Source organism: Pimelobacter simplex (assembly GCF_024662235.1).
Taxonomy (GTDB): Bacteria; Actinomycetota; Actinomycetes; order Propionibacteriales; family Nocardioidaceae; genus Nocardioides.
In genome coordinates, this window is record NZ_CP096276.1 from 2,333,535 (window position 1) to 2,346,488 (window position 12,954).

Sequence of the window (12,954 nt, forward strand, 5' to 3'; positions counted from 1 at the left end):
GCGCATCTACTTCTTCCGTCGTCAGAAAGCAGAGAAAAGGCCGAGCTCGCGCGCCCGAGAAGTCGGCGAGATCGAGGGGAAGAGGCATGACCTTATGCCGACGTACCGACCTGTTGGCAAGAACCTTAGGAAAACTCGCGCAACGAATCGATGAAGATTCCGTGCCGGGGGCTCCTCGGAGACGGAGAGAAGGGCGCGGCGGCCCTCAGGCCGCGGACGACTTGCTGTCGCCGCCGCGGATGCTGTGCCGCTGGCGCCAGACGTCGCGGAAGAACTCGTAGCCCGACCACAGGGTCAGCACGAAGGCGACGAGGAGCAGTGCGATCGCCACACCGTAGGTCACCTCGCCCGGTACGTCGAGCCATCCGTCGACCTCGAGCAGCGGCAGGCTGAGCAGGCCGAGGGCCAGCGCCTGGGCGACGGTCTTCCACTTGCCGCTCTGGGCGGCGGCGATGACGACCGACTTGAGTACCGAGAGGCGCAGCAGCGTGACCGCCCACTCGCGGACCAGGACGACGACGGTGATCGTCCACATCCACCAGGTGTCCATGATGATCGACAGGCCGATGAAGGCCATGCCGGTGATCGCCTTGTCGGCGATGGGATCGGCGATCTTGCCGAAGTCGGTGACCAGGTTGCGCGCGCGGGCGATGTCACCGTCGATCTTGTCGGTGACCATGGCGACGAAGAAGATCGCCCAGGCGATGGTGCGCCAGGTGACCGAGTCGCCGCCGTCGTGCAGGAGCACCCAGCCGTAGACCGGCACGAGCAGGATCCGCAGGGTGGTCAGCGCGTTGGGCAGGTTCCAGTTGCTCGGCTTCGCGGCGGCGGGGCTCTGCCCCGTGCTGGTCCCGGTCATCGCTGGTCTCCTGCCGGCTCGGCGATCAGGTCGACGCCGTCGGAGGCGACGACGACAGCGCGGACGAGGTCGCCCACCCGGGCGCCGGGGACGCCGAGGACGCGCGTCGTACCGTCGACCTCGGGGCCCTGGAGCGCGGCGCGGCCCTCGACGGTGCCGTCACCGGTCTGGTCCGGGTCGACCTCCTCGACGAGCACCTCGACGGTGCTGCCGATCCGCTCCTCGGCGCGCTGGGCGGTCAGCTCGCCGACCAGGTCGGTGACGTGCTGGACGCGGGCGCGGATCTCGTCCTCGTCGAGCTTGCCGTCGAAGGACTCCGCCTCGGTGCCGTCCTCGTCGGAGTAGCCGAAGACGCCGGTCACGTCCATCCGCGCGGCGACGAGGAAGTCGCACAGCGTCTGGAACTCCTCGTCGGTCTCTCCGGGGAAGCCGACGATGACGTTGGAGCGGACGCCGGCCTCGGGGGCCAGCGTGCGGACCTGGTCGAGCAGGCCGAGGAAGCTCTCCGGGTCGCCGAAGCGGCGCATCCGGCGCAGCACGGTCGCGCTGGCGTGCTGGAACGACAGGTCGAAGTACGGCGCCACGCCGGGCGTCGTCGCGATCGCCCGGACCAGGCCCGGCCGGGTCTCGGCGGGCTGCAGGTAGGAGACCCGGACCCGCTCGATGCCGTCGACGGCGGCCAGCTCGGGCAGCAGGGTCTCGAGCAGACCGAGGTCGCCGAGGTCCTTGCCGTAGGACGTGGAGTTCTCCGAGACCAGGAACAGCTCCTTGACGCCCTGCTCGGCCAGCCAGACCGCCTCGAGCAGCACGTCGGAGGGCCGGCGGCTGACGAAGGAGCCGCGGAACATCGGGATGGCGCAGAACGTGCAGCGCCGGTCGCACCCGCTGGCCAGCTTGAGCGGCGCCATCGGCCCGCCGTCGAGGCGGCGCCGGATCGCGGAGCGCCCGGGGATCGCGATGTCGACGTCCTCGGGGGTCAGGGTCGCGACGGCGGCCTGGCGCTCGGCCGGGCTGATCGGGAGCAGCAGGCGCCGGTCGCGCGGGGTGTGCGGGTGCGGCTTCTCACCGGCCAGGATCGAGCGCAGCCGCCCGGAGATGTCCTGGTAGTCGTCGAAGCCGAGCACCGCGTCGGCCTCGGGCAGCGAGTCGGCCAGCTCCTCGCCGTACCGCTCGGCGAGGCAGCCCACCGCGACGACCGCCTGGGTCCGGCCGGACTCCTTGAGGTCCGCGGCGGCGAGCAGCGTGTCGATCGAGTCCTTCTTGGCCGCGTCGACGAAGCCGCAGGTGTTGACCACCACGGTGTCAGCGTCCTCGGGGTCGTCGACGAGGGTGAAGCCGTCGGCCGCGAGGCGGCCGGCCAGCTCTTCGGAGTCGACGTCGTTGCGGGCGCAGCCCAGGGTGAGCAGGGCGACCGAGACGGGGTTCGTGGGAGAGCTGGTCATGTCCGGTCGAGGATACCGGCGAAGGGCAGCGACCGCCGCTTCCGGGACACACGACACCGCCCCGCTGACCACCGCCCGGAAGGGCGGGACCAGCGGGGCGGCGCGGGCGGTGCGAGAGGTGGTTCGGGGGCTCAGCGGGCGACGAGGGTCTTGGAGACCTCGGCGCCGGTCTCCCCCAGCGCCTTCGGCTTCTTGCCGCCGAGCGCGTAGGTGACCGAGCCGTCGGAGGACCAGATCCGGACCGGCGGGACGACCTTGAGCTCGGTGGACTGCCCGAACGCGAGGTTGCCGTCGAAGACGATCGCGCCCGCGGCGTCCCGGATGACCAGCTGGGCGCCGCCGCCGGCGGCGGTGAGGGCCAGCTTGAGCGGGTCGCCCTTGGCCGGGGTGCTCGTGACACCGCCGCTCTGGTTGAGCACCGGGGTGCTGGAGACCGGCTCGGGGCCGTCCATCGCGAGCTTGGCCACCGACCAGATGAGCACGGCGCCCATCACCGCGGCGATGAGGACCGACCAGTTGCGGCCGCCGCGGGTGCTGCGGATCGAGCCGCCGGCACCGGTCGCGAGCTCGGCCTCGAAGACCCGGCGGGGGTCGACCGGCGCGTGCGCGTAGTGCTCGTCGTAGGAGGCGAGGAGGGGGCCGGCGTCGATGCCCAGCACCCGGGCCAGGGTGCGCAGGTGACCGCGGGCGTAGAAGTCCCCGCCGCACGGCGCGAAGTCGTCGACCTCGATCGCCTCGATGACGTGGGGACGGATCCGGGTCCGCTCCGAGAGCTGGTCGATGCTCAGGCGCAGCCGGTCGCGGGCCTCGGTCAGCTCGGGACCGATCACCGGGTCGGCGGCCGGGCGCACGGCCAGGTCGTCGAGGACGACGGTCATCGTCTCGGCGTGGTCCACGGGCGCGGCCGGCGGGACGGGGGCCGGCGGGAGCGCGGACTCGGGCTCGGGCGGGGCGACCTGGCGCTCGATGGCGACGCGCGCGGGCAGGACGGTACGCCGCTCCGGCTCGATCTCGGGCTCGGGCTCAGCGATGACAGCCGCGATCTCGCCGGTGTCCTCGGCGTCGGCGGCATCGAGCACGATCTCGCCCGTGGCTTCGGTGTCCGCGGCGTCCGCGGCGTCCTCGGAGTCCGCCGAGTCAGCGGCCGCGCGGCCCGCCAGGCCGGCGGCGACGCGGGCGGAGATCCCGTGCCGCTCCTCCGGTACGACGGGCGCGTCGTCCTCGGCGTAGAGATCGCTGAGCTTCGGCACGGACGCTGAGCGGCTCGACGCGCTCTCGTCGGGCAGCCCCGGGACGACCTCGGTCACGTCGGCACGTCCGTCGGCCAGCTCGGCGAGCACGTCGCTGAGCGAGCCCGACTCGGCACCGACCAGGCGGGTCGCCAGGGTCAGCGGGACGACGAGCTGCTGGTCGTCGTACCCGTCGACGAGGAGGTGACCGTCGCGCAGCAGTCCGCGCCGCGGGAGGTGCTCGAGGCAGTCGATGTCGGGCCAGGCGATACCGCGCCACTGGGCGCCCTGGCGCAGCCGGACGCCGTGGGCGTCGGCGACCAGGAGCGGCGCGCGGCCGTCGGCGATCGAGGCGGCGTGGGCGATGCTGACCAGGGCGAGGACGCCGAAGGCCAGCCAGTCCAGGGCGGTGCCACCGGTGAAGGCCCGGGCCGCGAAGGCCACGGTGAGCAGGCCGGCGACGCCGGCCACGCCGGCCGAGAGGGCGACATTGCGGCGTACCTCGACGCGCAGGTCGGGGCCGGAGCCCGCGGACTCGGGAGCCTCGGGCGACTCGGCCGCCTCGTCGGGCTGGATCGGGTGCTCGGTCATCTGGGTCACGCCTCCCCCTGGATGGTCATGATCACGGCGTCGATCTCGTCGGGCTTGACCAGGACGTCGCGGGCCTTGGAGCCCTCGCTCGGCCCGACCACGCCCCGGCTCTCGAGGATGTCCATCAGCCGGCCCGCCTTGGCGAAGCCGACCCGGAGCTTGCGCTGCAGCATCGACGTCGAGCCGAACTGCGTGGAGACCACGAGCTCGATCGCCTGGACCACGAGGTCCATGTCGTCGCCGATGTCGTCGTCGAGGACCTTGCTGGCCGCGGCGGGCGCGGTGACGTCCTCGCGGTAGCTGGGCTCGAGCTGACCCTTGCAGTGCTTGACGACCTGCTGGATCTCGGACTCGCCGACCCACGACCCCTGCACGCGGATCGGCTTGGAGGCGCCCATCGGCAGGAACAGGCCGTCACCCTGGCCGACCAGCTTCTCCGCACCGGGGGTGTCGAGGATGACGCGGCTGTCGGCGAGGCTGGACGTCGCGAACGCCAGGCGGGACGGGACGTTGGCCTTGATCAGACCGGTGACGACGTCGACCGAGGGGCGCTGCGTGGCGAGCACCAGGTGGATGCCGGCGGCTCGGGCGAGCTGGGTGATCCGGACGATCGAGCCCTCGACGTCGCGCGGGGCGACCATCATCAGGTCGGCGAGCTCGTCGACGATCACCAGCAGGTACGGGTACGGCGTGAGCGTGCGCTCGCTGCCCGGCGGGACCTCGACCTTGCCCTCACGGACGGCCTTGTTGAAGTCGTTGATGTGGCGGAAGCCGAAGTTGGCGAGGTCGTCGTACCGCATGTCCATCTCGCGGCAGACCCACTCGAGCGCCTCGGCGGCCTTCTTGGGGTTGGTGATGATCGGCGTGATCAGGTGCGGCACGCCCTCGTAGGCGTTGAGCTCGACCCGCTTGGGGTCGACCATGATCATCCGTACCTCGTCGGGCGTGGAGCGCATGAGCACCGAGGTGATCATCGAGTTGATGAAGCTCGACTTTCCGGAGCCGGTGGCGCCGGCGACGAGCAGGTGCGGCATCTTCGCCAGGTTCGCGACGACGAAGCCGCCCTCGACGTCCTTGCCGAGTCCCGCGATGAGCGGGTGGTGGTCGTTGCGCGCGACGTTGGAGCGCAGCACGTCGCCGAGGGAGACGATCTCCTTGTCGGAGTTGGGGATCTCGACGCCGACCGCGGACTTGCCGGGGATCGGGCTGAGGATCCGCACGTCCTCGGAGCCGACGGCGTAGGAGATGTTGCGCTGGACGCCGAGGATCTTCTCGACCTTGACGCCGGTGCCGAGCTCGATCTCGTAGCGGGTGACCGTCGGGCCGCGGGTGTAGCCGGTGACCTGGGCGTCGACGTTGAACTCGTCGAGCACGGTCTGCAGCCGCTCGACGACGTCGTCGCTGGCCTTGGAGCGCGCCCGGTGCGGGTCGCCCGGCTTGAGCGCGGTCGCGTCGGGGAGCGTGTAGACGATGTCGCCGGACAGCGCGAGCTGCTCGACGCGCTGGGGCAGGTCGGCGTGCGGCGGCGGCTCCAGGTCGGCCGGGTCCTCCTCGACCGGCGCGGACCGGGCGAGCCGGCGCGCGATGAGCGCGTTGGAGCCGGCCTCGGGGTCGATCGGCTCGTCGTCGGCGAGCGGGAGGTCGATGGGCTCGAGCAGCTCCATCGACTCCTCGGCAGGGTCGGGCGTCTCGGCCTTCTTGCGGCGCTTCTTCTTCGGCTCCGCCAGCACCGGCGAGTCGTACGCCGGGTCGCCCATCCGCTCGAAGGTGTCGTCGAGGCGCATCGCCTGGGTCTGGTCGCCGTCGTCCTCGCCGTGGTGGCGTCCGAGCAGCAGGTCACCGAGGTCGCGCAGCCGGTCGGGGACGCGGTAGAGCGGCGTCGCGGTGATCACCAGGACACCGAAGAACGCGAGCAGCGCCAGCAGCGGGACGACGACGCCCGGCGAGCGCAGCAGGTCGAGCAGGAGCGCCGAGACGACGTACCCGACGGCGCCGCCGCCGTCGCGCAGCGGCAGGGTGTCGCCCTGCACCGGCTCGGGGCTGCCGTTGGCGATGTGCACGATGCCGAGCAGGCCGAAGGACAGCGCGGTCCAGCCGATCACCTGGCGTCCGGCCGGCCCGTTGCCGATCGGGTCGCGCATGATCCGCCAGCCGGCGAGCAGCACGATCAGCGGCACCAGCCAGCCGACCTTGCCCACCGAGCCGGACACCGCGGCCCGGGCGAAGTTCATGACGCCACCGGGCAGCTCGAACCACACCGCGGCGGCGATGACGATGGAGACCGCGACCAGCAGCAGGCCGAAGCCGTCGCGGCGCTGCTCGGGCTCGATGTCCCGGGCGCCGTGGCCGACCCCGCGGGCGACCGCCCCGATGCCGTGCGCGAACGCGAGCCAGACCGCGACCACGCCGCGGCCGAGCGCGGTGAAGAGCCGCGCGACGGGGCCGGGACCGCTGCGCACGGCGCGCGGAGCCGGCCGCCGGGCCGAAGCGGACTTCTTCGCGGCGGGCTTCTTCTTGGTGGTCGTACTCCGGGAACGCGAGCTGGCTGTCTTCTTCGCTCCCGAGCGGGAGGAAGCACTGGTCCTGCTGCGCGACGCCGGCGGGGAAGACGTACGGGTCGCCATGACACCAAACCTAGGCGATCGTCCCACCTGTCACAGGGACAACACGCGGGAGCGAGGCGCCCCGCTCCGCGACGTCCCACCAGCACCATGCGTCTCCTGCGTCACGCCACTCCCCCGGGACGATCTTCGGCCCGCCCGGCGGTCGGACGGATGCCTTGCGAAGAATCTCTGGACCTGCCGTATTCGTGAGCCCTAAGGTGCCGAGAGCGTGTCCGGAGCGGGCGACACTCGGCCCCCGCCGACGACACGCCTCACCCCCGAGGAGACATTTCGTGAGACACAACCTGTCCGGGCTCCTGCGGAAGGGAATCGGCATCTCGCTCGTCGGCGCAGCCCTGGCCGTCGTCCCTTCGTCGCCCGTCACCGCGGCACCGAACGACCCGTCGGTCGTCCAGCAGATGCGCAACGAGGCCGAGGGCACCGTCACCGTGCGGACCTCCTCGGCCTCCGCCAAGGTCGGCTTCGTCCGCGCCACCGGCGACCTGTTCCCCTCCGAGGCCACCGGCAAGACCCGGGACGGCGCCACCGACAAGGCGCGCGGCTACCTCGACAAGTACGCCCGCGCCTTCGGCGCCAGGGCGGGCGAGCTCGAGCAGTCCGCGATCACCAAGTCGCCGGCCGGCTACACGGTCGACTTCACCCAGCGCTACCAGGGCGTGCCGGTCTTCGGCTCCAAGCTCCGCGCCCAGGTCGACAACCAGGGCGACCTGACGTCGGTCTCCGGCTTCGTCGCCCCGTCGATCGCCGTCGGCACCACGCCGCGCATCGACAAGTCCACCGCGACCTCACGAGCGATCGCTCTCGCCAGCAAGGCGCCCGCGGGCAGTGGCGACGCCACCGTCAAGCCCAAGGCGAACAGCCTCAGCGCGACCAAGGCCGAGCTCATGATCTACCGCCTCGGCGCCCTCCAGGGAGTCGAGGGCCGCAACCTCCTCGCCTGGGTGGTCGAGGTGACCGACGGCAAGCAGGTCCGCGAGACCACCGTGCTCGACGCCCAGACTGGCAAGCCGGTCAACCGCTACTCGATGATGGCCCACGCGCTCGACCGCGAGCTGCACGAGGAGTCGATCACGGACACCCCCGTGTGGAAGGAAGGCGATCCCTTCCCCGGCGGACTCGACGAGGACCAGCAGAACGAGGTGCAGGGCACTGGTGAGGCCTACTGGTTCTTCAAGAACTCCTTCGGCCGCGACTCCTTCGACGGCAACGGCAAGAAGATGATCACGGTCAACAACGACCCCGACATCGCCTGCCCCAACGCCAACTGGAACGGCACCTCGACCAACTACTGCTCGGGCGTCTCCTCCGACGACACCGTCGCCCACGAGTGGGGCCACGCCTACACCGAGTACACCTCGGGCCTGCTCTACCAGTGGCAGTCCGGCGCGATGAACGAGGCCTACTCCGACATCTGGGGCGAGACGGTCGACATGCTCAACGACCGCTTCAACACCCCCGACGAGACCGCGAAGCGCACCGACGGGCACTGCTCGGCGGGTACCCCGCTCGACATCTCGCTGGTGGTGAACAGCCCGGCCGGAGCCGCCGGCACCTGCCTGGTCGTTCCTGCGTCCTTCGGGCCGGAATTCGAGACCGAGATGACCACCGACATGGTGATCGGCACCGACGTGGACGAGAACCCGGGTGACCCGGTGGTCGGCAGCACGACCGACGGCTGCTCGCCGTTCGACAACGCCGCTGCGATCAACGGCAAGTTCGTCTACGTCGACCGTGGCGACTGCGCCTTCACGACCAAGATCGGGCACGCCGAGGACGCCGGCGCGACGGGCATCATCTTCGGCAACAACGACGGCGCGATGGGCTCGGTCTCGGGTGACTCGCCGCTCTACGGCGCGATGATCTCCAAGGCCGACGGCACCCGGGTCAAGCAGGCCGGTACCGATGTCCTCAACATCACCATCGGCCCGCTCGGTTCCCCGGTCGTCGACGCGAGCTATCGCTGGCTCTCCGGCGAGGACGACCCCGCCTTCGGCGGCGCGATCCGCGACATGTGGAACCCGAACTGCTACGGCGACCCGGGCAAGGTCTCCGATGAGGAGTACTACTGCGGCACCGGCGACAACGGCGGCGTGCACACCAACTCCGGCGTCGTCAACCACACCTACGCGCTGCTCGTCGACGGCGGCACGTTCAACGGCGTGACCGTGCCGGGCATCGGGCTGGACAAGGCCGCGAACATCTTCTGGCGTACCCAGACGGCGTACCTGACCCCGATCTCGGGATTCGCCGATCTCGCCGACGGTCTCGACGCCTCGTGCCGCGACCTGACCGGCAACGCCACGCTCAAGAAGCTCACGGTGGGCACCGGTCCGACCGGTGGCGGCCAGGCCGACGGCGGAGCGATGCCGGCCATCGCGGCCGCGGACTGTGCTGCTGTGGCCAAGGCCGCGCAGGCCACCGAGCTGCGGGTCAAGCCGGTGCAGTGCAACTACCGGCTGATGTTCCGCAAGGGCACGGTCGGCTGCGGCGAGGGCACGGTCACCAAGAAGCTGTGGACCGAGGGCTTCGAGGGTGCCGGCCTGCCGGCAGGCTGGACCAAGAGTGTCGAGGCGGACAACAGCTTCTTCGAGCCGACCGTCAGCCGCGCACTGCCTCCCGTCAGTGAGAAGGGGACCCAGCACACGGGTGGCGCGGGGATGCTCTACTTCAACGACAAGGGCAATGCCGGCAACTACGGCAGCTGCAAGGAGAACGACCCGAACGACTACAGCTCGCGCGTGAGCATGGCGACGCCCGAGCTGACGGTTCCCGAGGGTGACCTTCCCCGGCTCTCCTTCGACCACTACATGTCGTCCGAGGTTCGTACCGACGGCGGCAACGTCAAGGTCAGCGTCAACGGCGAGGCATACGAGCTGGTTCCCGACGGTGCGTGGATCTACAACGGTCCCGGCACCTCTCTGCTGACCAACGCCGAGTTCAACACCAACCCGATGGCCGGAGAGGACGCGTTCACCGGCACTGACGGCGGCGTCCCGACCGGCTCGTGGGGCTCGTCGGTGATCGACCTGTCCGAGATCGCGGACGAGGGCGACACTGTCCAGTTCCGGTTCGACTTCGGCATGGACGGCTGCAACGGCGTCGACGGCTGGTACATCGACAACGTGGCGCTGAGCATCTGCGACACGCCCGTCACGCCGCCGGCGCCCAGCCCGGCCACGGTGGCCAAGACGGCCGTCGCCAAGAAGGGCGTCGTCAAGATCGGCGTCAAGGTCAAGAGCGGGGCCACGCCGAGCGGCAAGGTCAAGGTGACGATCAAGGGCAGGACCTACACCGGCAAGGTGGTGCGGGGCGTGCTGACGATCAAGGCCAAGCCGCAGCTGGCCAAGCTGTGGCGCCAGCACGTGCGCAAGGTCAACGCCAAGGTCACCTACAAGGGTGACGCCAAGGTCGCGCCCTTCGCCGGGAAGGTCACGGTGAAGCTCAAGGGCCGGCAGTAGAACGGGGACACAGGAACGCCCCGTCCCCCTCGTGGGGACGGGGCGTTCCGCTGTCCGTACGGCGACGGCAGGCGCCGGCGGGGCACTGCCGGCGGCGGCGCTCAGGCCTCGACGACCACCGGGATGATCATCGGGCGGCGCTTGTGGGCGCTGCTGACCCAGCGGCCGATCGTGCGGCGCACGGTCTGCTGGAGCTGGTAGGTGTCGGTGGTGCCCTCGGTCAGCGAGCGGTTGACCGCGTCGATGATGGGCTGCTTGATCGGCTCGAAGTCCGAGTCGGCCCAGGCGTGGCCGCGGGCGTGGATCTCGGGTCCGGCCGAGACCTTGCCGGCCACGGAGTCGACGACGACGATGACCGAGATGAAGCCCTCCTCGCCGAGGATGCGGCGGTCCTTGAGCTCGGACTCGGTGACGTCGCCGACCGACTGGCCGTCGACGAAGACGTAGCCGCACTCGACCTTGCCGACCACCGAGGCGACGCCGTCGACGAGGTCGACGACGACGCCGTCCTCGGCGTAGACGACGTTCTCGACGCCGGTCTGCTTGGCCAGGTCGCCGTTGGCGAGCATATGCCGGACCTCGCCGTGGACCGGCAGCACGTTGCGCGGCTTGACGATGTTGTAGCAGTAGAGCAGCTCGCCGGCGCTGGCGTGGCCGGAGACGTGGACGAGCGCGTTGCCCTTGTGGACCACGCGCGCGCCGAGCCGGGCCAGGCCGTTGATCACGCGGTAGACGGCGTTCTCGTTGCCGGGGATCAGGCTGGAGGCGAGGACGACGGTGTCGCCCTCCTCGAGGTGCACGAAGTTGTGGGTGCGCTGGGCGATCCGGGCCAGGGCGCTGAGCGGCTCGCCCTGGGAGCCGGTCGAGATGAGCACCTGGCGCTCGGGCGCGAGGTCGGCGAGCTCCTTGGCCTCGACCATGACGCCGGGCGGCACGGTGAGGTAGCCGAGGTCGCGGGCGATGGCCATGTTGCGGACCATGGAGCGCCCGACGTAGGCGACCTTGCGGTTGTGCTTGACCGCGGCGTCGAGCACCTGCTGGACGCGGTGCACGTGGGAGGCGAAGCAGGCGACGATGATGCGCTGCTTGGACTCGGCGAAGGCCTGCTCCAGGACCGGGGTGATCTTGCGCTCGGCGGTGGTGAAGCCGGGCACCTCGGCGTTGGTGGAGTCGGTCAGGAAGAGGTCGACGCCCTCCTCGCCCAGGCGGGCGAACGCGCGCAGGTCGGTGATCCGGCCGTCGAGCGGGAGCTGGTCCATCTTGAAGTCGCCGGTGTGGAGCACCAGGCCGGCGCCGGTGCGGATGGCGACCGCGAGCGCGTCGGGGATGGAGTGGTTGACCGCGACGAACTCCAGGTCGAAGGGGCCGAACGAGATCTTGTCGCCCTCCTTGACCGTGTAGAAGGGCGTCTGGCGCAGCCGGTGCTCGCGCAGCTTGGAGTTGAGCAGCGCCAGGGTCAGCTCGGAGCCGACCAGGGGGATGTCCTGGCGCTCGCGCAGCAGGTACGGCGTCGCGCCGATGTGGTCCTCGTGCCCGTGGGTGAGCACCAGCGCCTCGACCTTGTCGAGCCGGTCCCGGATGGCCGCGAAGTCGGGGAGGATCAGGTCGACGCCCGGCTGGTGGTCGTCGGGGAAGAGCACGCCGCAGTCGACGATGAGCAGCCGGTCGTCGTACTCGAAGACGGTCATGTTGCGGCCGACCTCGCCGAGGCCGCCGAGCGGGATGACGCGCAGGCCGCCCTTGGGCAGCTTCGGCGGGGCGGAGAGCTCGGGGTGCGGGTGGCTCATCAGAGGAGGCCCGCCGCGGTCAGGCCGGCGCGGAGCTCCGCGACCTCACCGTCGTCGAGCGCCATCAGTGGAGGTCGTACGACGCGGTTGTCGAGCACGCCGGTCAGCTCGAGCGCCGCCTTGGCCGTGGTCGCGCCGTAGTTGGCCACGCCCATGATCGCCTCGTAGGCCGGGATCAGGCCGGTGTGGATGCGCAGCGCCTTGGCGTGGTCACCGGCGAGGAAGCTCTCGATCATGGTCCGCAGCTGGGTGCCGGCGACGTGGGCGGCCACCGAGACCAGACCGGTCGCGCCGTAGGCGAGGTAGCCGAGCGTGTTGACGTCGTCGCCGGAGTAGACGGCGTAGCCGAGGTCGACGAGCTGGGCCGTGCGGGACAGGTCGCCGGAGGCCTCCTTGACCGCGATCACCGTGTCCCACTGCTTGGCGGCGGCGTAGGTCTCGAGCGCGATCTTGGTGCCGGTCCGGCCCGGGACGTCGTAGAGCATGACCGGCACGCCGGTGGCCTCGACGACGTGGCGGAAGTGGTTGAGCACGCCGGGCTGGCTGGGCTTGTTGTAGTAGGGCGTGACGAGCAGCAGCCCGTCGGCGCCGACCTTCTCGGCCTGCTTGGCCAGCTCGACGGAGTGCCGGGTGTCGTTGGTGCCGACACCGGCGACGACCTTGGCCCGGTCGCCGACCGCGTCCTTGACCGCGGCGAGCGTCTCGCCGTCCTCGGCGCCGGTGGTGGTCGGGGACTCGCCGGTGGTGCCGGAGACGACGATGCCGTCGTTGCCGTGGTCGACCAGGTGCTTGGCGACCTTCTGCACCCCGTCGAGGTCAACGGAGCCGTCCTCGTGGAACGGCGTGACCATGGCGGTCAACAGGGTGCCGAAGGGTGCAGAAGTCATGGAGCCAGGCTATCGCCCCCGGCTCGTATCGCTCACTCCGCACGGCCCCCGGCCTGTCGGTGGTCACTGGCAGGGTC

The 12,954-nt window shown here is 70.8% G+C and carries 7 protein-coding genes; 1 reads left to right on the forward strand and 6 read right to left on the reverse strand.

The window, feature by feature from the left end:
• Positions 1-205 precede the first annotated feature (205 nt).
• The 4 genes from pgsA to M0M48_RS11570 form a co-directional block, all read right to left on the reverse strand.
• Positions 206-859, reverse strand: a complete 654-nt coding sequence (pgsA, locus tag M0M48_RS11555; RefSeq protein WP_257751237.1) for a CDP-diacylglycerol--glycerol-3-phosphate 3-phosphatidyltransferase — start codon at positions 857-859, stop codon at positions 206-208.
• Positions 856-2,301 carry a 30S ribosomal protein S12 methylthiotransferase RimO gene (gene rimO, locus M0M48_RS11560; protein WP_215816136.1) on the reverse strand — a complete coding sequence of 482 codons (1,446 nt, stop codon included), beginning with the start codon at positions 2,299-2,301 and terminating at the stop codon, positions 856-858. Before rimO ends, pgsA begins: the two co-directional genes overlap by 4 nt.
• Positions 2,302-2,432: 131 nt before the next feature.
• Positions 2,433-4,121, reverse strand: coding sequence for a helix-turn-helix domain-containing protein (locus M0M48_RS11565; RefSeq protein ID WP_257754475.1), 1,689 nt, complete (start codon positions 4,119-4,121; stop codon positions 2,433-2,435).
• A 5-nt stretch (positions 4,122-4,126) separates the two neighbouring features.
• A complete protein-coding gene (locus M0M48_RS11570) occupies positions 4,127-6,745 on the reverse strand; it encodes an FtsK/SpoIIIE family DNA translocase (protein ID WP_257751238.1) in 2,619 nt (872 codons plus the stop codon).
• A gap of 272 nt (positions 6,746-7,017) precedes the next feature.
• Here M0M48_RS11570 and M0M48_RS30870 point away from each other — a divergent pair, with 272 nt between their 5' ends.
• Positions 7,018-10,203 carry a M4 family metallopeptidase gene (locus M0M48_RS30870; RefSeq protein ID WP_308220382.1) on the forward strand — a complete coding sequence of 1,062 codons (3,186 nt, stop codon included), beginning with the start codon at positions 7,018-7,020 and terminating at the stop codon, positions 10,201-10,203.
• Between the two features lie 101 nt (positions 10,204-10,304).
• On the opposite strand, the gene M0M48_RS11590 is transcribed toward M0M48_RS30870, so the two are convergent.
• On the reverse strand, positions 10,305-11,990 hold the full coding sequence (locus tag M0M48_RS11590; RefSeq protein WP_215816132.1) for a ribonuclease J: 1,686 nt from the start codon (positions 11,988-11,990) through the stop codon (positions 10,305-10,307).
• On the reverse strand, positions 11,990-12,877 hold the full coding sequence (gene dapA, locus M0M48_RS11595) for a 4-hydroxy-tetrahydrodipicolinate synthase (RefSeq protein ID WP_257751239.1): 888 nt from the start codon (positions 12,875-12,877) through the stop codon (positions 11,990-11,992). The genes M0M48_RS11590 and dapA overlap by 1 nt, the downstream gene beginning before the upstream one ends.
• Positions 12,878-12,954: the final 77 nt, after the last annotated feature.

Bases quoted from the DNA above. Each gene is read 5' to 3' on its own strand.
- M0M48_RS11565 (WP_257754475.1), bottom strand. From the start codon at position 4,121: ATGACCGAGCACCCGATCCAGCCCGACGAGGCGGCCGAGTCGCCCGAG.
- M0M48_RS11570 (WP_257751238.1), bottom strand. From the start codon at position 6,745: ATGGCGACCCGTACGTCTTCCCCGCCGGCGTCGCGCAGCAGGACCAGT.
- dapA (WP_257751239.1), bottom strand. From the start codon at position 12,877: ATGACTTCTGCACCCTTCGGCACCCTGTTGACCGCCATGGTCACGCCG.
- rimO (WP_215816136.1), bottom strand. From the start codon at position 2,301: ATGACCAGCTCTCCCACGAACCCCGTCTCGGTCGCCCTGCTCACCCTG.
- pgsA (WP_257751237.1), bottom strand. From the start codon at position 859: ATGACCGGGACCAGCACGGGGCAGAGCCCCGCCGCCGCGAAGCCGAGC.
- M0M48_RS11590 (WP_215816132.1), bottom strand. From the start codon at position 11,990: ATGAGCCACCCGCACCCCGAGCTCTCCGCCCCGCCGAAGCTGCCCAAG.